This is a genomic window from Alteromonas sp. ABV4_515, assembly GCF_056160345.1.
Genome location: NZ_JBSWWZ010000005.1, coordinates 16,912 through 41,527, shown reverse-complemented (window position 1 = coordinate 41,527; position 24,616 = coordinate 16,912). Strand labels below are relative to the sequence as shown.

Sequence of the window (24,616 nt, the reverse complement as noted above, 5' to 3'; positions counted from 1 at the left end):
GTGGTGCGTGTTTTTTGCCGCGCAATGCAGAAAGGGCAATCAGGGTTTCACTAAAAACGTGGTGGTATCCATATTCTTGTCTGCACATTTTTTCACATTAGATAATGTGGTTTGGGCAATTTGATTTAACGCTTCCCGGGTAAAAAAGCCTTGATGCCCAGTAATGAGCACATTATGAAAGGTGGATAATCGCTCAAATACGTCATCCTGGATAATTTCGCAGGAATGATCTTTGAAAAACAGTTCAGATTCCATTTCGTACACGTCGAGGCCAAGGTAGCCAATTTTGTGCATTTTTAGCCCATCTATCAGTGCCTGGGTATCCACCAAGCCGCCTCTTGATGTGTTAATAAGCATGACACCATCGCGCATTTTGCCAATACTGTCTTGGTTAATCAGGTGGTAGCTGTGCTCGTTTAACGGGCAATGCAAACTGATAATGTGTGACTCTGCAAGCAGTTTATCGAGGGCGACATACTGGACGCCAGCATCTTGCAGATGGCGATCGGGGTAAGGGTCGAAACACAATACCTGACAGCCGAAACCCAGTAAGATTTTTGCCGTTGCCTTGCCAATATGCCCGGTGCCTACAATACCTACGGTTTTGCCCGCCATATTAAAACCGAGTAAACCGTTGAGATTAAAGTTACCGTCTTTTACCCGGTTGTAGGCTTTGTGCATACGGCGGTTGAGGGTAAGCATGAGCGCTACCGCATGCTCAGCGACGGCTTCCGGTGCATAGGCGGGAACATGGGATACGGCGATACCCAGTGCTTGAGCTTTATCGAGATCCACATTATTAAAACCCGCGCATCGCAGGGCAACATGTTTAACGCCCATCGCACCAAGTTGTGCTAATACCGTGGCACTCACGTTATCGTTAACGAATACACAAACCGCATCGAGCCCGCTACATAGCGCCACTGTGGCGTCGTTGAGGTGGGCGGAAAAATACTGAAGACTAATTCTGTTGTCTGCCTGGGCAGATAACGATGTTTCGTCGTAAGGGTTACTGCTAAACACACCGATTTTAATAGCCGAGCTTTTACCCACCATAATATTTCCTTATTAGGCTTAAATCAGAGAAAGCAGAGACTTCTCCAATTCTTCTGGTTTCGTTGTTGGCGCAAACCGGTGGCGTACTACACCGTTTTTATCGACAACAAACTTGGTAAAGTTCCATTTTATGCCCTTAGTACCGAGTACGCCCCGGGCTTCATCTTTTAAGTAGTTAAACAACGGCGCGGCATTGTTGCCATTGACATCGACCTTCACCGACATGGGAAAAGTGACATTGTAGTTGAGATCGCAAAACTGCGCGATATCGGCGTCGGAGCCGGGCTCCTGGCTACCGAATTGATTGCAGGGAAAGCCAATCAGCACAACATCTTTATCTTTATATTGTTGCCACAACTTTTCAAGTCCTTCATATTGCGGGGTAAAGCCGCAACGACTGGCAGTGTTAAATATGACGAGCACTTTCCCTTTTAGTGATGCTAAGGGCAGTGTCTCGCCATTATTTAATGTCACGGTGAAATCGTAAACCGAAGGCATGTTATCGTCTCTCAGTTGGTTTGCAGCGCGCATAAGCTGCTTTTACTCGTAGTTTTGTTATTATCCTGATGATGACAAAACCGTTTAAATGAAATCAGCAAGTTAGCTGAATATCTCATTATCACGTATAACGAAGAGAATACAATGTCTGTGAAAAAAGTTACTTTTCTTGGCCTTGGGGTTATGGGCTACCCCATGGCGGGTCACCTGCAAAATGCGGACTTCGACGTCACGGTTTATAACCGTACAACTAGCAAAGCAGAAAGCTGGAAACAGCAATATGGCGGCAAGTTCGCTAAAGACATTGCTGCCGCGGTATCTGGCGCAGACATCGTGTTTATGTGTGTGGGCAATGACAACGACGTACTCGCAGTGGCAGGAACAGCCATAGATAACATGGCGGCTGGCGCGGTGCTGGTTGATCACACCACAGCCTCTGCTGATGTGGCCAGAACGCTTAGCCAGCGCTGCAAAGAAAAATCACTTGGGTTTCTCGATGCACCGGTTTCCGGCGGCCAGGCAGGCGCTGAGAATGGTCAGCTCACTATTATGGTGGGAGGAGATCAGGCGGTGTTTGATCGCGTGCAGCCAGTCATGGATGCCTATGCGCGCCATAGCCAGTTACTTGGTGATGCGGGCAGTGGCCAGTTAGCTAAAATGATGAACCAGATTTGTATTGCCGGTATTGTTCAGGGCCTGTCGGAAGCATTGCATTTTGGTCAACAGGCAGGGTTAGATTGTGCGGCCGTTATCGATGTTATTTCTAAAGGTGCGGCACAGTCATGGCAGATGGAAAATCGTGCGCAAACCATGCTAGAGGGGAAATACGACTACGGTTTTGCCGTTGATTGGATGCGAAAAGACTTGTCGATTGCCCTTGATGAAGCACGGCGCAATGGTTCTACGCTTGCGCTTACCGCACTGGTTGATCAGTATTATGCCGATGTACAAAAAGCAGGGGGCGGCCGCTGGGATACATCAAGCTTACTGACCCGACTGTCAACGTCTTAGTCTTGCAGTCTCTCGCACTCAAAATTTCGCTCAAGACGCAGGGTCTTGAGCGTTTTCATTGTTCGGTGTTTGCTCAGCATAGAAAAAGCTCGCTTCAGCTTGTGCTTGGGTTCTTAGTCGATGCAGACGTTTACGGTTGCTGTTATTGAGCGCCCCAACATCGAGTTTACTTAGCAAAGCCGGTACGGTGTACGAGCGGTAATTAGCATGGCGAGACTCCAGCATGCACTGTACCAGGTTCAAGCCAAATGCTGCCGTACTGGGCTGCATCTGATAAGCCTGATAAAAATAGTACATTGCTCTGATGTAGTCTCTACCAATGAAAAGTCGCATTCCCGTATTGTTGAGCTCGAGTGAACGCTCTTCGGACATACCCATATCAAGCTCTGCATTTGTCAGTACCTGTTCATTTAACGTTTGCGAGGTCAGGTTGCTTACAAGGTGATTGCGCTCATGTGCCATCGCCAGTAATTCACGGGCTTTTTCACTGTTTCCAATGGCATTGTGGTTTTTTGCTGCGATGGTTAAGGTGGCAGGATCGGTGCGCGACAGCAGATCCATATGTTCTAGCGATAAAATCTGAGTCACTTTATCGAGATCGTCTTCGAGAGATGCCGCGAACGCGAGCAGGTAATCTTTCTTCTGAATTTGCTGTTGATCCACTTGTGCCCGGCTTGCTATGCCAATCAATCGGCGGGCCTGGCTAAGACTTTCGTCACGATTTGTTTTCGGTTGTTGCTCAGCAATGGAAAGGTAAAACTCAGCCAGTTCTACAGTGAATTCATTGAAGCGTTCGCGGGTACTGCGATTGTAATCACGCTTTTTTTGTAACAACTCTATGCCTTCAATCACCTTATCCTGTTTCTGGTAGGTCAACGATTTTAGACGCGTAGCGGGAACACTTAACTCGCTAATTTTTATATGATCTAAATAGAATTCAGCTTGTGACCAGGCTTCCTGTTCAAAGCAAAGGCACGCGAGCCATTCGAAAGCTTTATCTCGTGCCAGTGAATTGGTCATTAAGTCAGAAAGCTCATTTCTGCAATGCGACCAGTTGCCCGCCAGATATTCGCATTTAATTTTTCCCCATTGCGCCCATAACACTTTGTCTGAATGGGCTAGCACGGTTTCATACAGCTTTTTGGCTTCTAAAAGTTTACCAAGCTGAAATAAAACACGGGCATGTAACTTCACCACATCATTTTTAAGTCTGCCGGGGGTTTGCTCGCTGTCTAGTTCGTTAATAATGCGAAGTGCATTTTCTGCATCATTGTTATCCAGCGCGTCGAGGGCCTGTTTAACAAAGTTTCTGTAGCTCAAATAATGCTTTAACCCACGGGTCAATGTGGCAATGTTGTAAGGCTTTATGACCAATAAATCCGGCTGTGTATCAATGATCTGACCGACAGTTTGCGGGAGCCGGTCGGCGGTAATAAATATGATGCCGGTACTTGGACGAATAAACTGGCTCTGTCGTAACTGTTGCACCCACTCCACGCCATTTCTGCCTTGTCCGAGGTGAAAATCCATCAGAATTATTTCAAAATTTTGTCGGCGAAGGGCAGCTTTTAGCTCAGAACCGTTACTGAAACTACTAATTTCAAACTCGCCCATGGGCAGCAAGTGACTGCGGATCGCCGAGCGGGCAGTGGCGTTATCTTCAATAATTGCCAGACGATAGGGCATGATGGCGAGCAGCTTCCTGATATAACAGCGAGAATGGCACGTACCTTAAGCATAACAGCGTAGGTGAAATTCGTCACCCTGAGAGCTCTCTATTAAAAGTGTTTCACCAGAACGTGCTGAACACATCAATCGTTGTCACAAAAAATTTACAATATGCTCTTATTTGTTTTACGTTAACGTTTACGTAAACCTTCAGAATTGTTTAAGGTGTTGCATAAGCCAATAGCAAGCAACATGAAAAGAGAGCGATATGCAAAACGTGCCGATGTTGATTAACGGGGAATGGGTGTCAGGGAAGGGGGAACAGACGATAGCTGTGACTAACCCTGCCAATAACGAAACCATCGCCAATATTCCGTGTGCTTCTGAAGATGACATGACCGCAGCCATTGATAGTGCGGTGAAGGCATTTGAGACCTGGCGCGACGTGCCTGTCACCGAGCGTGCTCGTTTGATGATGCGTTATCAAGCATTACTCAAACAACATCATGATGAACTGGCCACACTTCTGGCCAGCGAAACAGGCAAAACATTCGACGATGCCAAAGGCGATGTGTGGCGTGGTATTGAAGTGGTTGAACAAGCCATGAATGTGCCGTCTATGATGATGGGCGAAACCGTAGAAAATGTTGCCCGCAATATCGACACTGCCAGCTACATACAACCTTTAGGTGTGTGTGTTGGCATCACGCCGTTTAATTTTCCGGCAATGATACCGCTTTGGATGTTTCCTCTCGCCATTGCATGTGGCAACACGTTTGTGCTCAAGCCTTCAGAACAGGACCCGCTGACACCCAACCGTCTTGCTGAACTGTTTCTGGAGGCGGGAGCACCGCCAGGCGTACTTAACGTTGTGCATGGTGGTAAGGCGCAAGTCGACCGTTTACTTAATGATGTCCATATCAAAGCCGTTTCTTTTGTGGGATCTGTGCCTGTAGGTCAAGCCATTTATAAAACCGCTACGGCAAATTTGAAGCGCGCCCAATGTTTCGCCGGTGCCAAAAACCACACTGTTGTTATGCCTGATGCGAACAAAGAACACGTATTGAATAATCTCGTCGGGGCATCTGTTGGTGCGGCAGGGCAGCGTTGTATGGCTATTTCAGCAGCAGTATTTGTTGGCAATGCGAAATCGTGGATCCCAGAATTGGTTGAACGTATTGCCAAGGTAAAACCAGGCTTATGGAACGATAGCGAAGCCGGCTTTGGCCCGTTGATCTCACCGGCGGCGAAGCTACGTGTGTTGTCGTTAATTGAACAAGGTAAAAAGCAAGGCGCGAACTGTTTGCTGGACGGCTCTGATTTTAGCGTACCAGGTTATGAAAATGGCAATTGGGTTGGCGCCACGGTGTTTTCAGACGTTACGCCAGACATGGCTATCTATCAGGAAGAAATTTTCGGGCCGGTGCTTTCGTGTATGACCGTTGACTCTCTGGACGAAGCGCTTTCGCTGGTGAACGCGAACCCCTTCGGTAACGGCACTTCTATATTTACTAACAGTGGTGCGGCTGCGCGTAAGTATCAGCATGAAGTCACCGTGGGGCAAGTAGGAGTTAATGTCCCCATTCCGGTGCCACTACCGTTTTTTTCATTTACCGGCTGGAAAAACTCGTTTTACGGCGATTTACACGCTTACGGAAAGCAAGCCGTGCGCTTTTACACAGAAACCAAAACGGTTACGAGTCGTTGGTTAGACGATGATATTCCTGGTCCACTTAATCTCACCATTTCAATGTAATAGGAGGCATCAATGGACTTTTCTTTAAACGATGACCAAATCGCCTTCATGGATGCGGCCAGCCAATTCGCTGCTCAGGAATTTGCTCCGAATGCAGCTCGCTGGGATAGAGAACATATTTTTCCTGTAGAAGCCCTACGCAAGGCGGGTGAACTGGGCTTTTGTGGCTTATACACACCGGAAGACGCTGGCGGACTGGGGCTGTCGCGACTGGACGCATCGTTAATCTTCGAACAGTTAGCGATGGGCTGTACCACCACCACAGCCATGCTAACTATTCACAATATGGCGACCTGGATGATTGCTACTTGGGGCACCGAGGAAGCGAAAAGCGACTGGTGTGATGCATTGGTTAGCGGAGAAAAGCTAGCTTCTTATTGCCTTACTGAGCCCGGGGCAGGTTCAGACGCCGCATCGTTAAAAACAAAGGCGGTTTATTCACAAGATGGTTATGTGATTAACGGCTCCAAGGTTTTCATTTCTGGCGCGGGTAGTACAGATGTTCTGGTCGTTATGGCGCGAACGGGCGGCGAAGGACCAAAAGGTATTTCGGCTTTTGTGGTTCCTGCTAATGCAGAGGGCGTGAGTTACGGTAAGCCAGAAGAAAAAATGGGTTGGAACGCGCAGCCAACGCGCATGATTACCTTTGAGAATGTGCATGTGCCTGCATCGGCTTTATTAGGCAATGAAGGCGAAGGTTTTAGTATGGCGATGCAGGGGCTGGATGGCGGCAGGGTGAACATCGCAACTTGTTCCGTTGGCACTGCCCAACAGGCGCTGGAAACCGCAAGGCAGTACCTTAACGATCGGGAGCAGTTTGGCAAACCACTGGCAGCCTTTCAGGCGCTTCAGTTCAAATTGGCCGACATGGCCACAGAATTGGTAGCGGCTCGCCAGTTGGTTCGCCTAGCTGCGTTTAAATTGGATAACAATGACGCAGATAAAACCACCTATTGCGCTATGGCAAAACGCTTCGCTACGGATGCGGGCTTTATGGTGTGTAACGAGGCACTGCAAATACATGGTGGATACGGCTACATAAAAGAGTATCCGCTGGAGCGACATGTACGGGACGTACGTGTGCACCAAATTTTGGAAGGTACGAATGAGATTATGCGCGTGATCATCGGTCGCAGACTCATCGCGGACATGGGGTCGGTGTTATAACCCAGCCAAATAGACTAGGCTGGTGATGCTTGATAGCCCACATCTGATACCTAATGCCGACAAGGATATGCTTGTGAACGAACAACAAAAGGTGATTGCGACCGAACATCGTACCCGCTGCGGACAGCGATTCGGACAACTGACGCTGAATAAACCAAAAGCACTGAATGCGCTGGACTTAGATATGGCAACCACAATGCTCGCTGTGTTAAAGCAATGGGATAAAGCCGATGACATGGTGTTTTTGCTGATTGACAGTGTGGGTGATAAAGCATTTTGTGCGGGTGGCGACATCGTTTCGATGTATCACGCAATGGCAGAGCAACCCGATACGGTGCCTCCATTTATAAAATCATTTTTCACTGTGGAGTACGAACTCGATCATACCATCCATACCTTCAGCAAACCGGTGGTGGTATGGGGTTCAGGAATTGTTATGGGCGGTGGTATGGGCCTGTTGCAAGGTGCAAGTCATCGTGTGGTCACCGAAACCAGTAAATTGGCCATGCCGGAAATCTCTATCGGCCTTTTTCCTGATGTGGGGGCCAGTTTTTTTCTGCCGCGACTTCACCATAAACTCGGATTATTTTTGGGCATGACGGCGGCGCAGTTGAACGGTGCTGAATCGGTGAATCACGGAATGGCCGATTTTCTGTGCAAAAGCGGCGGATTGAGTGCGCTTATTTCACAATGGCAAAACATCGACTGGTCATCGACGGCGTCAGCTGGCAATGAGCTGTCTCGTTTGCTGAAAGACCATTCTACGAGCATAGCGCACGATGACCGGGTAATAACGCTAAACGACCGTGTTGCACCTTGGCTGGCAGAGATTGAGCGAATTTGTGCGGCGAATACTGCCAGTGACGTAAAAGCCGGTCTTCTCGCTATTGATGCGGGCGAAGATCCCTGGATGCGCCGTGCGCAACAGTCATTGTCAGCCGGTTCTAGTCTTACTGCAGCGCTGTTTTTCTCGCAATTTAGTAAGGGCGCACAGTTGTCGTTGTCAGACTGTTTCCGTATGGAACTGATCATGGCGTGTCGATGTGCTGAATTTGGCGAACTTAAAGAGGGGATAAGGGCGTTGCTCATTGATAAAGATGCTAATCCTGCCTGGCGTTTTAATCACATCGACGCCATTCCAGACGATGTTGTCGCCGGCTTCTTCGCGCCACCGTGGGAAGAAGCGCATCCGCTTGTTCATTTAGGAGAATCATGATGCATATTGCGTTCTTTGGATTAGGAAACATGGGGTCGCCAATGGCGGCAAATCTGCTTAAAGCAGGTCATGAGGTAACGGTGTATGACCTGGTTCCTGCGGCAGTTGAAAAGCTAAAAATGCAGGGGGCCAACGGTGCCGATAACGTCGGGGATGCAGTAACAGACGCCGATGTAGTGATTTCTATGCTGCCAGCCGCATCCCACGTAAAAGCGCTGTATTTTAACGACGATGGCATATTGTCGAATCTCAACAAAAGCACATTGATTATCGATTGCAGTACCATTGATGCGCAAACGGCAAAGCAGGTCGGTGATGGAGCGGAAAAAGCCGGTCACGCATTTATTGACGCGCCAGTATCTGGTGGTGTAGCCGGTGCCACCGCGGGTACGCTAACCTTCATTATGGGCGGAGAAACAAACGCCGTAGAACAAGCCAAAGCTATTTTATCTGCCATGGGTGCCAGTCTGTTTCATGCCGGCCCGGTGGGGGCAGGTCAAATTGCCAAAATTTGCAACAATATGCTGCTTGCGGTGCTCATGGCAGGTACGTCGGAAGCCTTGCAACTCGCCATTGACAATGGCCTTGATCCAAAAGTGATGTCAGACATCATGTTGCAGAGCTCGGGTTGTAATTGGACTTTGCAGAAATACAACCCTTGCCCGGGCGTGATGGACAATGTGCCCTCGTCTAACGGGTATCAAGGAGGATTCATGGTTCAACTCATGAACAAAGACTTAAGCTTAGCAATGGATACCAGCGCTGCAAGTGGTTCAGCCACACCCATGGGCGCTGCGGCGCAGCAACTTTATCGGTTGCACCAGCGCAACGATACCGCAACACAGGATTTTTCCAGTATTTTTAATTTCTATAGCCGAAACAGTTAATGCTTACGGTCACCAGTGACAGGGCAGTAATGGGTTAATTTCTGCCCTCCATTCTACCTTGCGCGTTTACCAGGCTGCGCTTACTTCTTGCCGTTATTTTTGCTACATTGCCCCGGATTTTACCGCTAAGAGAACCAAACCATGTGGCGATGCCCGTTATGCCAGTCTTCCCTTGCTACCGATAACGTTTGGTACTGTAAAAATAACCACCGTTTTGACGTGTCTAAGCGGGGTTATGTCAATTTACTTCCGGTGCATAAAAAGGGCAGTAAACAACCTGGCGACAGCAAAGAGATGCTTTCAGCTCGACAGACGTTTCATCAAACGGGCGGCTATCAACCATTAATGAACAAAATGGCAACGTTACTCCTATCAGCGCTGAAAACAAAAACAGGCGAATTAAGCCTGTATGATGCCGGCTGTGGTGAAGGCAGCTATTTGAACGAAGTGCAGTGCGCGTTACAAAATCATGGGATGTCAGTTTCTGCGGCTGGCAGTGATATTGCAAAAAGTGCCGTCGACATTGCCGCGCGGCAATACAAGCAGGCGCAATTCGTGGTTGCCAGTAGTTTTGATTTACCGGTAAAAGATAACGCGGTGGACGTGGTGCTTCAGGTCTTTGCACCTGGTGATGATAAAGAGCTCCACCGGGTTTTAAAGCCGGGTGGACTACTCTTGCATGTTGCACCGGGGCCCGAGCATCTGTATGCACTTAAATCGGTGGCTTACCAAACACCACGCAAGCATGAGCAACCGGTTGATCGCAGAGCTGGCTTTATGCTGCAGTCACGAGAACCTTTGTCGTTTGATGTTAATTTTAGCTCGGCTGAACAAATTAGCGCTCTGCTTATGATGACGCCGTTCACCTGGCGATTAAGCGAAGAAAAACGAGAGAGTTTGGTTCGCGAATTGAAACAGATAGAAGCCGATTTTGTCGTCAGTTTGTGGGCAAAATCTTAGGCGGTGTAGCGCTGAGCGCGATAAAAACAATAAGGCTAAAACAAAAAACGCAGGATGTTCATCCTGCGTTTTTAATGGTTAATGATTGATGGTATCGCCGGCTATTTCGAAAAGTGGATCAGATGTTTAATTGCCCTGCTTAATAAATCCACATTTAAAGGGTCGTTACTGCGTGCACGGGTATCGACATCAGAGATTTCAAAACTACCATTGCTTAACACCTCAATCATTTGGTCGTTATGGACCACAATGACTTTCTCTCCAGAGGTACTCACCAGCCAATTACGTTGCGGCGCAAGCAAGTTCTGGCCCGTTGAGTAGAACTGAACCGGCGCATGACAACCCAGTGCATTCATGATGGTAGGCGCTAAATCTTCGGTGCTCGCCAACTTACCTTTTACATTCAAGGTGGTGTACAGTTTCCCGCGGGTGGTGCCACCGTCGGTATCGAAACCCGTTGCGATAATCACATCGCTGTTCGCAAACACCTCGTTATTCAGCATTTCTGCAATTTTTGCTGCAGGTAGAAAGGCTATATGCAGTCCGTCGTGATTATTACTCACCGGCTGGCGGTAACCATTGAGCGCTTCTGTTGGCAATGTCTCATCAACATGAATAGACACTGGCATGCCCAAACCTACAGGCAATGCGAGTAGCACGGGGCGCTTGTCTTTCAAGGTGCCCTGATAGATTTCAGGAACACCGAACAAGGTGGTGTGAATCAGGCCATCGAGTGACGATGCGGTGGTGAAATAGTTATCCATTTCACGGAGATCAAACTGCGGTAAGTAGGGCAGTGGAGCATCGTCAGTTTGCACAACCAGTGCAAATGTGCGCGTTGATTCAATATTGCAGTACACCGGCTCGGTGGGATAAGCAACCTGATGGATTTCCGGATCGAACTGTAATTGTTGTCGCTCACGGTAACGATCTAGGTCGAGTAACCCATAGCGTGACATGGTGGTTTTTGCGGTGGCCGGGTACGACAACGGGAACATGTTGTCCTGCTTTACGATAGGTTGGTACAACTCGGCATCGGCCCATACGTGAATAGCATGGCTCGCCACAAAGCAGCCTAAGAAAAACACCATGACTTTGGTGCCAATTTTATGCTGTTGCAAACGTTCGACCCGCTTCCAGATAGCATTGGCAAGAATGAGTTGAAAGCCCAACCACACTACAAACAACAGCAGGAGGTACATCCATTGTTGCAGGCCGAATTCAGTGACTTGTGTATTGGCTTCGCTGCGTAATAAGTCGGCGGAACTGAAACTTAAATGAAAGCCCGTGCGATTAAACAGCAGTGCATCGAAGGCCATGAGGGCGAGGCCTACAGCGGCGATGGCGGAAGCGGCGAGTTTGATGATCCTGGGATTGGTGGCCAGGTAACACAGCGGCAATACAAATATGACAAAACCGGAGAAGGTCATAAAGCCAATATGACCGAACCAGTTACACACTAAATACAGTGCGCCGAGCAACGTACCCGGTGCTGGCGATGAAAAGATAAACACCGAAGCAATGATCATTGCGATGGCGATGTTTGCCAGAGCGAACCAGTGGCCCCAATTGACCAGACGGGTAACGCGTTGACGGCGCGGAGATTCCGCTAAAATCATGGTTGCAACCTATTCCTTGACACTTTTTACCAGTACGGAAGCAAATTGTTCTGCCATTGCTTTTCGACTCGCTGGCGATACCTGCGTATTCAAAATATGGGTGATAACATTTCCCAGCACCATGAGCTGAAGATCTCTGTCTGCCTGATTTTCCTCAAGGGTGAGGATAACTTTATTCATTAGCGCTTCAAAATCCGAATCGGAGTAACGGCTTTGTTGGGGCATTGCGACGCCTCTTTTACTGTTTTCTTTTTCAAAAAAGAATGGAATTTAATTTCAAATGATTATAATCGTTGCTCGGGTGATAACAATCATTCATTCGTAAATCCCGCAAATACGCTGTAAATTCTTAACAAACAGGACTTCTTTTAGCCTATGAGTGCACTGATTCACCATTTTGTCGTTCATCGTTTGGTCGTTACCGATGAAGGCAAGCTCTCAATTATTCCCCGTGACAAATGCCTTGCAGTAACGCCGGAAATTGAATCATTGGCCCATCAGATAAACCACAGTTTTAACAGCAAGCCGGGTAAAGGGGTTGGCCACTTTACCGATTCAGCGGAAACCGCAGAGGATAGCGTGCCGTTTAAAGCCTCTCTTGCTGACTTCATGCATGCGCAAAAAGATCGCGTGGATAATTTAGAAGACATCTTTCATCAATTTACCGTTACCTCCGGCGACAAGCTTATCAAAGCGCTCACCGATACCGGCAGTGTGCAAACCGGTTTTCTGATTTTTTGTCAGTACGAATTCCTGGCAACCCAATACCTGATGATCACGTTGTTAAACACCCGTTCCCACGTGGAGATTAACCAGGCGTTGGAATTAAATGCCCGCGAGCACCTTGATTTAGCCAAAATGCAGCTTGCGGTACGTATTGATCTTACACAGCTTGAAATTCAACCGGAGCAAAAGCGCTACGTGAGCTTTATTAAAGGCTTGATGGGTCGTAAGGTGTCAGATTTCTTTATGGATTTCATTGGCTGTGAAGAGCTGGTGGATATTAAGCAACAGAATAAACAGCTTATCTCGTCCGTTGATGCCTATTTGGCCAGCGAAAACCTGGATCGTAATGAACAAGAGCAGCATCGCGAAGAAGTAAAATCTTACTTCAAAGAAAAAATTGATGCGGGAGAAAGCCTGTCTATCACAGAGCTGTCTGGGCGCTTATCACCCGAAAGCGACAGTGAGCACAGTTTCGAGGCCTTCACGCAAACGCTTGAAGCACCATTAGAAGCGTCTATTCAGCCCGATCCTGCTGCATTACGCCAATTAGCAAAATACACAGGCCAAGGCGGCGGTGTGTCGTTAAGCTTTGAGCGAAAGCTTCTAGGTGAACGGGTCATATACGATCCCGTATCGGATACCCTTACCATTAAGGGCATTCCTCCTAATTTGAAAGATCAGTTGACCAGACAGTCAAAAAATTAACTAATTTTACCGCCGGCACTGGCTTGGCTGGCAGTGTGGGTGGTAAAATCGCGCATTCTTTGTTTCTGTTCGCTTGCTGCGATGATTCGCCAGGCTTCAAGATGAGAAACAGTTTCTTTTGATTATTTATCGTATAATGCCGGCTGATTATTTCCGGTAGTAAGGTTTTACATGCAATTATTTGTTAACGACCTCACCGTTATGGATTTCTCTTACCTGTGCCCTAAGCGCGGCATGGTAGGTGAAAGCTGGATTGTCGACGTGGTGTTATCTGGCGATCTGAACGATGAGAGTATGATTCAGGATTTCGGTAAGGTTAAAAAGAATCTTAAGCGCCTGATTGATGACTACGTCGACCATAAATTGCTGGTACCTGCCGATTACAATGATGTTGCAATTATTCGTAACGACGACGAACAAGTTGATGTGCGTTTTACCTGTGAGGATGGCCGGGTATTGCAACTGTACTGCCCGGCGGAAGCCTATGCGTTCATTTATGGTGAAAGTGTCACCATGGAGTCCGTTGGCTTATATTTGCGGGAAGTCCTTGCCACACATTTGCCTGAGAATGTGGACAATTTGGAACTCATCCTGCGCACAGAAGTGATCACAACGCCGTTTTATCATTACACCCACGGGCTAAAAAAGCATGACGGCAATTGTCAGCGTATTGCCCATGGTCACCGCTCTAAAATTGATGTGTTTGTCGATGGCCAAAATAGCCTGGAAAGCCAGGAATACTGGGCTTCTCGCTGGGAAGACATTTATATTGCATCAGAAGAAGACCGCCTGACCTTCGAAAATCGTCAGGCCAGCGGCGATGTGCCAAGTGATCAGTCTTACAGCTGTTTTGCCTATGAATCATCACAAGGCTATTTCGAAATTTTGCTGCCCGATGCTGACTGTGAAGTGGTCACCACAGATTCTACCGTAGAGTGTTTGGCACAGTTTATTTATGATCAAGAAAAGCAGCGTCAGCAAGGGGCTGCGATCAAAATTCTTGCTTATGAAGGCGTGGGCAAAGGTGCACTGGTGTGCGACTGATGAAAAGCATCGCCCAGGCCGTTGTGGCCTGTACATTTTTGCTAAGTATGTCTTCTGTGGTGCATGCCGTGGCCAACGACTCTGGGCTGGTATTGAACGGAAAGTTTACCCAGGGCAGTTTATTTCGTGGTCAATTACCCGTTGGAAGCAAAATTATGCTCGATGGGGATACACTGAAGCAAAATGACCAGGGCAAGTTTGTATTCGGCTTTGCCCGTGATGCCAAACTGAATCATCGCCTTAGCTGGACATTGCCTGACGGGTCATCCGGGAATCGTGACATCACGCTTAAAAAGCGTGATTACAATATTCAGCGCATAGACGGTCTTAAACCTTCCATGGTCACGCCGCCACAAGAAACCCTCGACAGAATCAATCGCGATAGTGCCAATGTGGGTAAAGCAAGAGCAGGTGTGTCTGAGCTTGATGCATTGTTCACCGGGTTCATCTGGCCAGCAGAAGGCCCTATCACCGGTGTTTACGGCAGTCAGCGTGTGTTAAATGGCGTACCAAAAACACCACATTATGGCGTTGATGTGGGCGCGCCGACGGGCACACCGGTGGTTGCACCGGCTGCAGGCGTTATTACGTTATCGGATGATTTGTATTACAGCGGCAACACCGTCATTCTTGATCACGGGATGGGTGTGTATTCCACATTTTTACACCTCGATGCGTCTGATGTGAAAGTGGGCGATGTTTTAAAGCAGGGCGATGCTATTGGTAAAATTGGTGCCACAGGCCGTGCCACCGGGCCCCATTTAGACTGGCGCCTTAATCTTGGTAAGATGCGCCTTGATCCGGCTTTGCTGGTACCTGCGCGAGATTAATCATAGCCATTGAAGTGGTAAACAAAAACGACGGCTGCAGCCGTCGTTTTGTGTTTAAGGCACATTCATTCTGCTAAAGGCACCTTAACTAGTGAGCCATTCCGCCAGTTTTTCTTTATCCTCGATGGTGAAGTAACAAGCTTCTTGGCGTTCTTCGATAACCGGCAATTTCAGAGTAAGCAACCGACCATCACGGATAACACTGATTCCGAGTTCTGTTTTATCTGTTTGATTAAGCAGACGTTGCAGCAGTACATCTCCGACCACGTAGCCTTCAAGGGCGATGATCTTATCATTCACCTGTAGACCGGCGAGGTCAGCGGCACCGCCTTCAAATACTACTTGTACTGTCACGCCCAAATCGGCAGATTTAATGGCGGCGCCCAGCGGATGTTTTTGATACGCCGGTGAGGGTGGCACACCACCGCGATCGGCGGCTGAGTTTTTAGGCCGCGTGTGCAGACGCAAGCCGATATCTGCCAGCCAATCATTCAAAGGTACGTCTTCGTAGCCGTATACTACTTTTTGCAGATAGTCAGACACATCAATATTGAATTCAGACTGACACACTTTTTCTATAACATCGTCTGGGGTGCCCTTTTCGTCGGCCCCGTAATCTCGCCACAGCGCTTGCATCAGATTATTCAGGGAAAACTTGCCACCCGACGCTTTACGCAACAATAAGTCCAGCCCAAATGCGATAATGCCGCCCTTAGTGTAATAGCTGACAATATTGTTGGGTGCACTGGCGTCTTGTTTATAGAACTTCGTCCAGGCATCAAAACTGGATTCCGCCACAGATTGCTTAAAGCGGCCTTTTGTTACTTGCAGGCGGGTTAGGTTCTGACCCACGATCTCTAAATATTTTTCCGGTGATATTAACCCTGTTCTCGCCAGCGTGACGTCATCGTAAAAACTGGTAAAGCCCTCATAAATCCATAACTGAGGTGTGTACACTTCCTGGCTGAGATCCGGTGTGAGGAAAACGGCAGGGCGCAGTCGCTTTACATGCCAGGTATGAAACAATTCATGGCAGCACAGGCTGAGGAAGGTGACGTATTGATCTGTTTTAGCGCCACCTTCACGTTCCAGTGGTAAATCAAAACGCGGAAAGAGCAGGGCGGTTGAGCTACGGTGCTCTAAGCCGCCGAAACCCGCGTCACTGAGCAGCGTCATAAAGATATAGCGATCGACAGGGTAAGGTTTTCCGAACAAAGAAAGGTGATGCTGACATACTGATACCATGTCTTCGCAAATGCGTTTGGTATTAATGGGCGTATTGCCACTGAACAGGAATACAAATTCCACGCCGTCTACGTTAACGCTGTCGAGTACACATTCACCCATAAAGAGGGGGTGATCGATAAGTTCGGCATAATTTTCACACAGATAATGCGCGCCATTTTGATCGGTAAGCGGCATACTGGTTTCAACGTGCCAGTGATCGAGGGCTTCAGGCAATGATACCGTTACTTCACATGCCGCGTTGGATAACGCCGGCACTTCCAGAAACACACTGGTACCATTCACAAATCCGTATTCGTCATTGAGATAGGCTGCGCGTACCGATAGGTCGAAAGCATAAACCGTATAAATAACCCTGGCTGCTTGTTTGTTGGTGACCAGCGTCCAGGTTTGTTTATCTGTTTTTTCCACAGCGAGTGGGTCGCCTGACGCGTTGGTTGCATTGAGCGTGATGATATTTCGGGCAAAATCACGCACCATATAGCTTCCCGGGATCCAGGCTGGGAGTGTCAGCACCAATTCATTGTGGTCTGTCGCTGGAATTGTCATTGTGACGGAGAACGTATGCTGTGAACGTGAAAGAACAGAAATGTCGTAACGAAGTGATGTCATTGAAACACCCGGTAAATAAAGCGGTAATTAATGATGCCTTAGACAACACACTTTGTCAGCAAGGAAACCTGTTATAAAATCATGGCGATCACAAAGGAGTTAACGGATTAATGAGTAAACAGGATGCGCTTGGTCTGAACAAAGAAGACATTGCGGCTTTACGGAATCTGCAGCCGGGTACGGTAGTAGACGTGCAGGTTGATACACCCGTATCGGTTCAGCGTCTGAAAACTCACTATATCGGCATGGATATTGGGAAAGCCTTTTTCTTCCAAATTCCCAATACCCACAAATGGGCAAATGTACGTGGGCATTTGGCCGCAGGCAGTGAAGTGGTGGTTCGCTTTATCATTGAAGGCGGCTACGGTGAGGTGATTGCGTTTAAAGTGTCGTTGATGAAGGCCTTTAGTAAACCGGTTTCTATGCTCATTACGACATTTCCCGATAAAATTCAGAAGCTAGGGTTGCGTAGTGATCAACGCGCTCAGCCCGGTATTCCAGTTAGCGTCTACACTGATAGTGAAGAAAAAGAGCGCGTTAGAGGGCTCATCATTGATGTGTCTAAAACCGGATGCAAGTTGGCTATTAAATCGGATAATCCGGATCTAAAATTCGATGTTAACAAAATTATAACATTAGGCTGTAAATTAGATGGTGATACGATTAGGATAGAGAGCAAAGTGAGAAACGTCGCTGAAGTAAAAGGCTACTTTTACTATGGCATTCAATTCACCGGTGAATTAGCCGCAGTAGAAATATTGATAGACAGATACATACTCGCATTGTGAAGCACATTTAGGTGGGGTCTGCTTCTTATGCCAGGTAAGGAGCATTAATGCGTCACATTGAAACACTACTCACGAAATACGAAGAAAGCCACCGCAATCACACCAATGTGCTCATTCACGCGATTGCGGTACCGTCTATTTATCTTGTCACCTTGGGATTGTTATGGAGCATTCCCTTACCGTCTTTTCTCGCTGAAACCGATTTAACCTGGGCACACATTCTGGTGTTGCCGGCACTTTACTACTACTTTATGTTGTCGGGGCCGATAGGTGCGGCCATGACATTTCTTACCATTGTCAGTTTTGGCATTATCAACCTAATTGATTCACTGGGTATTTCGGTATGGCAATTTAGTTTGCTGTTATTTGTGGTTATGTGGATTCTGCAATTTGTCGGTCACAAAATAGAAGGGAAGAAACCCTCGTTTCTTGATGACGTGCGATTTCTGCTTGTTGGGCCTGCATGGTGGTGGACCCATTGGTTTAAGCGAATGAATATTAACTGGTAATTGAAACGGTTAGCTGGGGCAATGACTTCGTTTAAATGCTATTCATCACTGCGACCAGAAGCCCCCGAGGCACGACCAAGTCAGTCACGTTCATCAGCAAACTGCGTATAATAAAATTACTATTTGATTTATCGGTAATAAAGTGAGTCGCTGGCAACAACTTTTCGAAAGCAACGAGCGCTTGTTCTGGACTTTGCACAGTGTAGGCTGGGCAGGGTTTGCACTAATTTATTATATTGGCTCGTTCCTTCATGATGTACGTCCTATTTGGGTGTTCATCATTTTACTGAATGCCTATGCTGGCTGGCTTCTTACCGTTCCTCTTCGTTATATTTTCCGCTGGGCGCGCACCCAGTCACCAATGAAAATGCTGATTGTTGTGGTGTTATCCTGTTATGTGGTCGCGCTTGTGTGGGCAGTGGTAAAAAACGTCAATTACTGGGAAATTTATAAACACGGCTATCGTCCTGATACCTGGTACCTTTATTTCACCAACACCATTAATTCACTCATTATGGTGGGGTGCTGGACCGGCACCTATTTTGGTATCAAAAACTTCCAAATGCTGCAAAAAGAAAAGCAGAATGCGCTGAAGGCCAGTACTATGGCACATCAGGCGCACATCAAAATGTTGCGTTATCAGCTTAACCCGCATTTTCTTTTCAACACCTTAAACGCAATTTCAACACTGATCTTACTTAAAGAAAATGACATTGCTGAAGCCATGGTATCTCGATTAAGCGATTTTCTTCGCTACTCTTTAGACAACGATCCTATTAAACGGGTATCGCTGGGTGAAGAAATCAAGGTACTTAGATTGTATTTAGAAATTGAAAAAGTCCGGTTTGATGATAGATTGGACGTTGTGTGGGATATTGATGACGAATGTGATTCCGCGCTGGTTCCCAGCATGATCCTCCAGCCGTTAATTGAAAACGCAATTAAACACGCCATTTCCAGAATGGAAAATGGTGGTCGAATTTCCATTTCTGCACGTACCTTTGGTAATGATTTATTACTCGACGTGGCCGATAACGGCCCTGGTGCAGAAATCAAAGATGGTCAACTACATCGTGAGAACGGGGTAGGGTTAGTCAACATTAAGGAACGTTTACAGTCTCTTTATCAGCGTAATTTTGCTTTTTCGGTTGAGCATAATCAGCCGTCAGGCATACGCGTGAGACTGCGGATCCCTTACGAAGTATAAGATGTAGAATATGAGTGATCGTAAAATTAAAACCGTCGTGGTAGACGACGAGCCACTGGCAAGGAAAGGACTACGCACGCGTTTAGAAAGACACGCTGATGTTGAAGTGGTTGCAGAGTGTCAGAACGGTCTTGATGCAGTTAGTGTTATTTCAAAAAATCGTCCCGACCTGGTTTTTCTGGATATTCAGATGCCGGGACTTAATGGCTTTCAAGTGATTCATAAGCTGCGGGAATTGAATCAGCCAATCCCGATGATTGTGTTTGTGACGGCTTACGACAGCTATGCAATCAAAGCCTTTGATATCCACGCAGTAGACTACTTGCTAAAACCCGCAGACGATGCGCGTTTGTCCGATGCATTGAAAAAAGTACGTGAGTATTACTCTACGCAGCATCAAGATGAGCAATCCCGTAAATTGGTGAATCTGGTTGCGGAACTCACCGGTGATGATTGCGAAGAAATATTGCGTAAACTGGCAAGCGGTGAAGAAATTGAAACCAATCCATACCCTGATGTTCTGGCAATTAAAGATGGGTCGGAAGTGACCCGTGTTGCGGTACAAGATATTCAGTGGATTGATGCTGCCGGTGATTACATGTGTGTTCATGCTCTTGATGGTATGCACATTATGCGTAAAACCATGAAAGAACTCGAGCAGGAACTGAATCCACAATGGTTTGTTCGTGTTCACCGTTCAGCCATCGCTAATATTCGCTTTGTTAAAAAGCTGGTGAGTCACATAAGTGGTGAATACCACCTTATCCTGCAAAATGATACCGAGCTGAAAGTCAGCCGTAGTCATCGAGATAAAGTAAAAGCGGCAATGAAAATGTAACTGCTTGGAAAACGGAGCTATTTAGCTCCGTTTTTGTTTATTTCTTCTAAAGAAAACGTCTTGTCTTGCCGTTACGCGTAACGGTTATTCATCAATAATGTCATGGTGTTCACCGACAGGACATCTAGCGGTTTATTGTGTTCCCACGTAAGCGGTAAGGGCACTTCCACTGCTTGTCCATTTTGCTCGCCAACCATGATGCCGGTTATCGGTTTGCCAATGAGTGTAGCGGCGTGTGCGCCCAGTTTCATGGCTAACAAACGGTCTTGTGAGACCGGCGAACCGCCTCGTTGAACATGACCTAAGATCACCGGTCGCACTTCTGTTTCTGTTCGTTGCTCAAGTTTGCTGACAAGATCGGTAATGCCGCCAGGCCAGAGTTTCTCAGCTAAAATGATGATGTAGCTCACATTGCCACGTTGATCTCGACGTTCATTGAGCTGGGTAAGAATATCTTTCAGTGTTTTTTCTTCATTCTCAAAAAGCTCAGGCAGGATGACATAGTCTGACGCTGACGCGAGGGCGCCGTTTAATCCCAGAAACCCCGCATGACGCCCCATGACTTCGACGAGAAAAACCCGTTCAAAGGCATCTGCTGTATCTCTGACTTTATCTACGGATTGCACTGCCGTTTCGATGGCAGTGAAATACCCAATGGTGGCATCTGTGCCTACAATATCGTTATCGATGGTGCCCGGCAGACCAATAATTTGCCCGTTCCAGACATTGCCTAAATGCTGTGCACCTCGAAATGAGCCGTCGCCGCCAATCACAAATAAGGTTGTTACACCGAGTTCATCTAAATTAGTAGCGGCTAATCGGGCCGATTCTTCGGTTTTAAATTCGAGGCAACGGGCGCTGTGTAATATTGTGCCACCGCGTTGCGTAAGGTTGTGCATTTGGCGGGCATCGAGTTCGCGGTATTGCTGTTTTAATAAGCCATTGTATCCATGAAGATAACCCAACACATCATAACCAGAACGCTCACAGACTAAAACGATGGCACGGATACAGGCGTTCATTCCCGGCGCGTCACCTCCAGAGGTGAGAATAGCCACTTTCTTACTCATGGAAATTCCTTACAGTTAAGTCATGCCATTATGACAGCATCATTGGTGATGACTATTGATGTCGGTCAGCTTAAAATTTTTCTACCTGATGAACCATCACGAAAGGTTTAGCTCTTATCTAAAATTCAAATGTTACTAAGCATTAATGACGGTTTAACCGCAGCATAAAACCTTGTACTGTGAGTGTAATCGTCTTAGTTCTACTTTCAAATCATTTACTGTACGCGGATATCCAATGAAAAAATGCTGGTTGGTATTGATGATGTTGCTCATAGGCGGTTGCAGTAGCAAACTCGCTTATAACAATCTGGATTGGCTGATTTACTGGTACATGGATGACTACGTTGAATTGAATGATCAACAGGAAGCCATCTTTGATAAGCGATTGGAACAGTGGATAGACTGGCATCGTAGCGAGGAAATGCCACGTTATATTGCGCACCTTAATGCAGTTCGTGACGATCTTACTGGTGACCTGCTTACCGAATCACGTTTGCTTTCCCACTATGAAAAAGCCACCGCACACTGGCAGCGATTACGGGCAGAAATTACTCCCGAGCTGGCAAACATGGCGCAAAAATTATCTGATGAGCAGGTTATTCGCCTGTTTGCGGCACTAGAAAAAGACAATAAAGAATCTGAATCGTCGATTAAAGAAATCGACGAGAAATCACCAGAGGAACAGGCGATCCAACGTGTAGAAGATCTCCGCGAGGATATGGAGTCTCGCATCGGCGCCCTTACTGACGAACAAAAAGCCATCATAGACAGATTCGCGCCAACGTTTAAGCGTTCAAGCCGGTTATGGCTAAATTATCGCCGCGATTTGCAGCAGCGTGCACGGGCACTGTTTGCTAATCGTGAAAATAACCCTGCTTTCGTGGATGATTTAACAGCATTAATGATGAATCCCGAACAGTATCGCAGCCCCGAGTTTCTTGATGTCTGGAATAACAATCGAACACAGCATGCCAAATTGGCGGCCGAAATCTCTCAAACCCTGACTGCTAAGCAAAAACGCAAGCTTGTATCACAAATCGACGATATGATTAGTGACCTTGAGGATTTATTGGATGATTAATTGTTGGATACCGCGTACCGGCCTGTTTATGGTTTTTTACTCTCACTGTTAACGGCCTTTCTTTGGGGTGTGTTACCCGTAGCGCTTACGCTGTGTTTAACCGTGATGGACAGCCCCACGATTACTTTTTTCCGCTTTATTACGGCGGGCGTGGTAGTACTTGCCTTACTGCAACTGAATAACAATATTCCAACGTTAAACATGTTGTCAAAAAAAGCGTGGTGGGTGGCAATTGGCGCCACCATCATGCTGGTAACAAACTACGTGACCAACGTAATGGGGCTACGATTTCTCAGTGCTTCCAGGGCCCTGGTATTTTGTTGTCTTAATACATTGGTCGCCTACGGGGCGTTTACCGAAGCCATGCGCGTGTGGTTCAATGTTGGCTGCTTTAGGGCGGAAGAAGCAAAAGGCTGTTTTATCAAGCCGCCTTGCTGGTAAGGCCGGATAGCTCTTCTTTTAAATCAGACAGTTTTTGTGCGTACTGCTGCTTCAGGGATTGGCCCTCTAGCATGGTTAACAAACGGCGGGATTCATTTTGTAAGCCAGGTTCTTGTTTTGTTTGTGCATGCATTAACTTCACCACACACTGCAGCAAATTCAATGCGACGCCGGTATTCACTGGCGCAAATTGCAATGCACTCGTGAAAGAGCGGCGAGCGGCAGTGTAATCACCGGCTTGGTAATGATCGATGCCTTCCTTGTTATGTCGAGCGTATAATTGTCTTTTTTCCAGGGCTTTAGTTTGTTCCGACTTGAGTGTACTGTCGGTAAACCGGTTTATCTGGTCATCACTTGCCAGTGCGGCCAATGCTTCCGCTTCGTCATATTCACCCACGGCGTAGAGCACTTTTATGCTGTCAGGAATGTAGCTTTGAGGATAGTGATCGTACTTTTGCTCAATGGCTTGCTGTCCGCCAGACAACACCCGTTTTGCTTCAATCAACTTGCCGTCGAGGCTGTGAAGTCTGGCATTGAAGAGTGCCTCATATATGGTGAAGTCGAAATCATCATTATATCGGGACAGATAATCATCACTTTTACCCCGTTGCACGGCAAGACTCGCCTCATGTTGATATTTATTGCGCGTGCGTTTATCGTCAGCATGCTCAGCCACTTCAAGAATACTGCCAATGTAATTACACCACACGTTGGCATTGTTTCTTGTGACTTTGCGGGATAACTTCCAAATGGCCAGGGCACACTCGCTAATCATTACGTAATCTGCATTTTTACGGGCAATTTCGCTGGCAATATGATGACGGTCGGTTGAATATGGACTGATTTTGATAGCTTGCTTGATAGTTTCTGCCGCAGCTTCAGGTTCATTATTGTGTAGCTGGCATTCAGCAATGACATCGTACGCCTCGGCATTAAATTTACTGTGCCGAACTACAGTACATGCCGTTTCTCGTGCTTTATCAATTTTGCCCAGTTTAAGCCAATTTCGCGCTAATGCCGTTTGTAGCCAGGGCACTGGCCTGTCTTCATCAAAATCGCTGAGTACGCTTAGCGCTTTTTCAAATCGTTTCTCACGCCAATAAATCTCTACGAGAAGCCGTGCTATTGAGCCCCGATAGGTTCTATTTGTTTTCAGCAGCTTTTCTGCCTCTTTTTGTGCTTCTGGGAGATCGTCGTTATCGAGGGCTCGATAAATGGGCAAAAGGACTTGGCGTTTATGCCAGCAGCGTTCAAGACGGGTGCTTAACTGGTTTTGAGAAAAAGGCTTTATTAGATAGTCGTCTGGTGTGCGCTCCAAAGAGCCTAGTACGTAGGGTCGTGTGCTGTCGGCACTGATCAACATCACGATACAGTCTGGCTTAGCTAAGCGACGCATTTTTAATTCTTCTATGAATTCGAAACCGTTCTTCTTGTCAGATCCGAGATGAAGATCGCAAATAACGATATCGAACTTGCGTTTCTTACATAATGACAGCGCTTGTTCCGCTGATGATTTGGTGACCACTTCAGTGGCGCCCATTGATTGCATAAGGCCGCGAAGGACCAGCAGAAAAGGGCGTTGGTCTTCAATAATCAACACGCGTTTGTCCGCATAATTCATCGATAGTCGCCTTTTCTGTTCGTCGACATAATGATCGTACCACTTAGACGAAAGTTCAAGT

At 47.1% G+C, this 24,616-nt stretch carries 23 protein-coding genes; 15 read left to right on the top strand and 8 right to left on the bottom strand.

Annotated elements, in window-relative coordinates; all coding sequences use genetic code 11:
- Nucleotides 1-39 precede the first annotated feature (39 nt).
- Together ACXAGX_RS12480 and ACXAGX_RS12475 are read right to left on the bottom strand one after the other, a co-directional pair.
- Nucleotides 40-1,056, bottom strand: a complete 1,017-nt coding sequence (locus ACXAGX_RS12480; RefSeq protein ID WP_474838708.1) for a 2-hydroxyacid dehydrogenase — start codon at nt 1,054-1,056, stop codon at nt 40-42.
- Between the two features lie 18 nt (nt 1,057-1,074).
- A complete protein-coding gene (locus tag ACXAGX_RS12475) occupies nt 1,075-1,554 on the bottom strand; it encodes a glutathione peroxidase (RefSeq protein ID WP_474839117.1) in 480 nt (159 codons plus the stop codon).
- A 144-nt stretch (nt 1,555-1,698) separates the two neighbouring features.
- Between ACXAGX_RS12475 and ACXAGX_RS12470 the strand changes: the two genes are divergently transcribed.
- Complete coding sequence (locus tag ACXAGX_RS12470; protein WP_474838706.1) at nt 1,699-2,565, top strand: NAD(P)-dependent oxidoreductase; 867 nt, start codon at nt 1,699-1,701, stop codon at nt 2,563-2,565.
- A gap of 30 nt (nt 2,566-2,595) precedes the next feature.
- Here ACXAGX_RS12470 and ACXAGX_RS12465 read toward each other — a convergent pair whose 3' ends face one another.
- Nucleotides 2,596-4,251 carry a response regulator gene (locus ACXAGX_RS12465; protein ID WP_474838704.1) on the bottom strand — a complete coding sequence of 552 codons (1,656 nt, stop codon included), beginning with the start codon at nt 4,249-4,251 and terminating at the stop codon, nt 2,596-2,598.
- Nucleotides 4,252-4,501: 250 nt separating this feature from the next.
- Here ACXAGX_RS12465 and ACXAGX_RS12460 point away from each other — a divergent pair, with 250 nt between their 5' ends.
- The 5 genes from ACXAGX_RS12460 to ACXAGX_RS12440 all read left to right on the top strand — a co-directional run bounded on the left by ACXAGX_RS12460 (nt 4,502) and on the right by ACXAGX_RS12440 (nt 10,219).
- On the top strand, nt 4,502-5,989 hold the full coding sequence (locus tag ACXAGX_RS12460) for a CoA-acylating methylmalonate-semialdehyde dehydrogenase (RefSeq protein WP_474838702.1): 1,488 nt from the start codon (nt 4,502-4,504) through the stop codon (nt 5,987-5,989).
- 12 nt (nt 5,990-6,001) lie between these two features.
- Entirely contained in the window at nt 6,002-7,156 is a 1,155-nt protein-coding gene (locus ACXAGX_RS12455; RefSeq protein WP_474838700.1) for an acyl-CoA dehydrogenase family protein, read from the top strand.
- Nucleotides 7,157-7,223: 67 nt separating this feature from the next.
- The gene (locus tag ACXAGX_RS12450) at nt 7,224-8,372 is read left to right on the top strand and encodes an enoyl-CoA hydratase/isomerase family protein (protein WP_474838698.1); all 1,149 of its coding nucleotides are present in this window, start codon (nt 7,224-7,226) and stop codon (nt 8,370-8,372) included.
- Nucleotides 8,369-9,259, top strand: coding sequence for a 3-hydroxyisobutyrate dehydrogenase (mmsB, locus tag ACXAGX_RS12445; protein WP_474838696.1), 891 nt, complete (start codon nt 8,369-8,371; stop codon nt 9,257-9,259). The genes ACXAGX_RS12450 and mmsB overlap by 4 nt, the downstream gene beginning before the upstream one ends.
- Nucleotides 9,260-9,400: 141 nt before the next feature.
- Nucleotides 9,401-10,219 carry a putative RNA methyltransferase gene (locus tag ACXAGX_RS12440; RefSeq protein WP_474838694.1) on the top strand — a complete coding sequence of 273 codons (819 nt, stop codon included), beginning with the start codon at nt 9,401-9,403 and terminating at the stop codon, nt 10,217-10,219.
- Nucleotides 10,220-10,320: 101 nt separating this feature from the next.
- Here ACXAGX_RS12440 and ACXAGX_RS12435 read toward each other — a convergent pair whose 3' ends face one another.
- Together ACXAGX_RS12435 and ACXAGX_RS12430 are read right to left on the bottom strand one after the other, a co-directional pair.
- Entirely contained in the window at nt 10,321-11,838 is a 1,518-nt protein-coding gene (locus ACXAGX_RS12435) for a DUF3413 domain-containing protein (RefSeq protein WP_474838692.1), read from the bottom strand.
- 9 nt (nt 11,839-11,847) lie between these two features.
- Nucleotides 11,848-12,063: a YejL family protein gene (locus tag ACXAGX_RS12430; RefSeq protein WP_474820261.1), complete on the bottom strand. Its 216-nt coding sequence runs from the start codon at nt 12,061-12,063 to the stop codon at nt 11,848-11,850.
- A 150-nt stretch (nt 12,064-12,213) separates the two neighbouring features.
- On the opposite strand from ACXAGX_RS12430, the gene yejK reads away from it, so the two are divergent.
- The 3 genes from yejK to ACXAGX_RS12415 all read left to right on the top strand — a co-directional run bounded on the left by yejK (nt 12,214) and on the right by ACXAGX_RS12415 (nt 15,143).
- On the top strand, nt 12,214-13,269 hold the full coding sequence (gene yejK / locus ACXAGX_RS12425; RefSeq protein ID WP_474838690.1) for a nucleoid-associated protein YejK: 1,056 nt from the start codon (nt 12,214-12,216) through the stop codon (nt 13,267-13,269).
- A 171-nt stretch (nt 13,270-13,440) separates the two neighbouring features.
- On the top strand, nt 13,441-14,313 hold the full coding sequence (locus ACXAGX_RS12420; RefSeq protein ID WP_474838688.1) for a 6-carboxytetrahydropterin synthase: 873 nt from the start codon (nt 13,441-13,443) through the stop codon (nt 14,311-14,313).
- Nucleotides 14,313-15,143: a M23 family metallopeptidase gene (locus ACXAGX_RS12415; protein WP_474839115.1), complete on the top strand. Its 831-nt coding sequence runs from the start codon at nt 14,313-14,315 to the stop codon at nt 15,141-15,143. Before ACXAGX_RS12420 ends, ACXAGX_RS12415 begins: the two co-directional genes overlap by 1 nt.
- Nucleotides 15,144-15,227: 84 nt before the next feature.
- On the opposite strand, the gene ACXAGX_RS12410 is transcribed toward ACXAGX_RS12415, so the two are convergent.
- Complete coding sequence (locus ACXAGX_RS12410; RefSeq protein ID WP_474838686.1) at nt 15,228-17,000, bottom strand: M61 family metallopeptidase; 1,773 nt, start codon at nt 16,998-17,000, stop codon at nt 15,228-15,230.
- Nucleotides 17,001-17,110: 110 nt separating this feature from the next.
- Between ACXAGX_RS12410 and ACXAGX_RS12405 the strand changes: the two genes are divergently transcribed.
- From ACXAGX_RS12405 to ACXAGX_RS12390, 4 genes are all read left to right on the top strand, one after another.
- Nucleotides 17,111-17,788 carry a flagellar brake protein gene (locus tag ACXAGX_RS12405; protein WP_474820278.1) on the top strand — a complete coding sequence of 226 codons (678 nt, stop codon included), beginning with the start codon at nt 17,111-17,113 and terminating at the stop codon, nt 17,786-17,788.
- Between the two features lie 47 nt (nt 17,789-17,835).
- Nucleotides 17,836-18,297, top strand: coding sequence for an Mpo1 family 2-hydroxy fatty acid dioxygenase (locus ACXAGX_RS12400; RefSeq protein ID WP_474820282.1), 462 nt, complete (start codon nt 17,836-17,838; stop codon nt 18,295-18,297).
- A gap of 142 nt (nt 18,298-18,439) precedes the next feature.
- Entirely contained in the window at nt 18,440-19,504 is a 1,065-nt protein-coding gene (locus tag ACXAGX_RS12395; RefSeq protein WP_474820284.1) for a sensor histidine kinase, read from the top strand.
- A 10-nt stretch (nt 19,505-19,514) separates the two neighbouring features.
- Nucleotides 19,515-20,342 (top strand): LytR/AlgR family response regulator transcription factor, encoded by an 828-nt coding sequence (locus ACXAGX_RS12390; protein WP_474820288.1) that lies wholly within the window; start codon nt 19,515-19,517, stop codon nt 20,340-20,342.
- A 71-nt stretch (nt 20,343-20,413) separates the two neighbouring features.
- Here the strand turns inward: ACXAGX_RS12390 and ACXAGX_RS12385 are convergent, their stop codons facing one another.
- Complete coding sequence (locus ACXAGX_RS12385) at nt 20,414-21,412, bottom strand: 6-phosphofructokinase (protein WP_474838684.1); 999 nt, start codon at nt 21,410-21,412, stop codon at nt 20,414-20,416.
- Nucleotides 21,413-21,647: 235 nt separating this feature from the next.
- On the opposite strand from ACXAGX_RS12385, the gene ACXAGX_RS12380 reads away from it, so the two are divergent.
- Complete coding sequence (locus ACXAGX_RS12380) at nt 21,648-22,493, top strand: DUF6279 family lipoprotein (RefSeq protein ID WP_474820295.1); 846 nt, start codon at nt 21,648-21,650, stop codon at nt 22,491-22,493.
- Nucleotides 22,494-22,934 carry an EamA family transporter gene (locus ACXAGX_RS12375; protein ID WP_474838682.1) on the top strand — a complete coding sequence of 147 codons (441 nt, stop codon included), beginning with the start codon at nt 22,494-22,496 and terminating at the stop codon, nt 22,932-22,934.
- Here the strand turns inward: ACXAGX_RS12375 and ACXAGX_RS12370 are convergent.
- On the bottom strand, nt 22,915-24,555 hold the full coding sequence (locus ACXAGX_RS12370; protein ID WP_474820299.1) for a response regulator: 1,641 nt from the start codon (nt 24,553-24,555) through the stop codon (nt 22,915-22,917). The genes ACXAGX_RS12375 and ACXAGX_RS12370 overlap by 20 nt on opposite strands.
- Between the last annotated feature and the right edge of the window lie 61 nt (nt 24,556-24,616).

Excerpts from the sequence above, each read along its gene's own strand:
- ACXAGX_RS12430 (WP_474820261.1), bottom strand. The coding sequence starts at position 12,063 with ATGCCCCAACAAAGCCGTTACTCCGATTCGGATTTTGAAGCGCTAATG.
- ACXAGX_RS12415 (WP_474839115.1), top strand. The coding sequence starts at position 14,313 with ATGAAAAGCATCGCCCAGGCCGTTGTGGCCTGTACATTTTTGCTAAGT.
- ACXAGX_RS12370 (WP_474820299.1), bottom strand. The coding sequence starts at position 24,555 with ATGAATTATGCGGACAAACGCGTGTTGATTATTGAAGACCAACGCCCT.
- ACXAGX_RS12410 (WP_474838686.1), bottom strand. The coding sequence starts at position 17,000 with ATGACATCACTTCGTTACGACATTTCTGTTCTTTCACGTTCACAGCAT.
- ACXAGX_RS12405 (WP_474820278.1), top strand. The coding sequence starts at position 17,111 with ATGAGTAAACAGGATGCGCTTGGTCTGAACAAAGAAGACATTGCGGCT.
- ACXAGX_RS12460 (WP_474838702.1), top strand. The coding sequence starts at position 4,502 with ATGCAAAACGTGCCGATGTTGATTAACGGGGAATGGGTGTCAGGGAAG.
- ACXAGX_RS12435 (WP_474838692.1), bottom strand. The coding sequence starts at position 11,838 with ATGATTTTAGCGGAATCTCCGCGCCGTCAACGCGTTACCCGTCTGGTC.
- ACXAGX_RS12480 (WP_474838708.1), bottom strand. The coding sequence starts at position 1,056 with ATGGTGGGTAAAAGCTCGGCTATTAAAATCGGTGTGTTTAGCAGTAAC.
- ACXAGX_RS12470 (WP_474838706.1), top strand. The coding sequence starts at position 1,699 with ATGTCTGTGAAAAAAGTTACTTTTCTTGGCCTTGGGGTTATGGGCTAC.
- ACXAGX_RS12455 (WP_474838700.1), top strand. The coding sequence starts at position 6,002 with ATGGACTTTTCTTTAAACGATGACCAAATCGCCTTCATGGATGCGGCC.
- ACXAGX_RS12380 (WP_474820295.1), top strand. The coding sequence starts at position 21,648 with ATGAAAAAATGCTGGTTGGTATTGATGATGTTGCTCATAGGCGGTTGC.
- ACXAGX_RS12400 (WP_474820282.1), top strand. The coding sequence starts at position 17,836 with ATGCGTCACATTGAAACACTACTCACGAAATACGAAGAAAGCCACCGC.
- ACXAGX_RS12475 (WP_474839117.1), bottom strand. The coding sequence starts at position 1,554 with ATGCCTTCGGTTTACGATTTCACCGTGACATTAAATAATGGCGAGACA.
- ACXAGX_RS12465 (WP_474838704.1), bottom strand. The coding sequence starts at position 4,251 with ATGCCCTATCGTCTGGCAATTATTGAAGATAACGCCACTGCCCGCTCG.
- ACXAGX_RS12440 (WP_474838694.1), top strand. The coding sequence starts at position 9,401 with ATGTGGCGATGCCCGTTATGCCAGTCTTCCCTTGCTACCGATAACGTT.
- ACXAGX_RS12385 (WP_474838684.1), bottom strand. The coding sequence starts at position 21,412 with ATGAGTAAGAAAGTGGCTATTCTCACCTCTGGAGGTGACGCGCCGGGA.
- ACXAGX_RS12420 (WP_474838688.1), top strand. The coding sequence starts at position 13,441 with ATGCAATTATTTGTTAACGACCTCACCGTTATGGATTTCTCTTACCTG.
- ACXAGX_RS12390 (WP_474820288.1), top strand. The coding sequence starts at position 19,515 with ATGAGTGATCGTAAAATTAAAACCGTCGTGGTAGACGACGAGCCACTG.
- mmsB (WP_474838696.1), top strand. The coding sequence starts at position 8,369 with ATGATGCATATTGCGTTCTTTGGATTAGGAAACATGGGGTCGCCAATG.
- ACXAGX_RS12450 (WP_474838698.1), top strand. The coding sequence starts at position 7,224 with ATGCTTGTGAACGAACAACAAAAGGTGATTGCGACCGAACATCGTACC.
- yejK (WP_474838690.1), top strand. The coding sequence starts at position 12,214 with ATGAGTGCACTGATTCACCATTTTGTCGTTCATCGTTTGGTCGTTACC.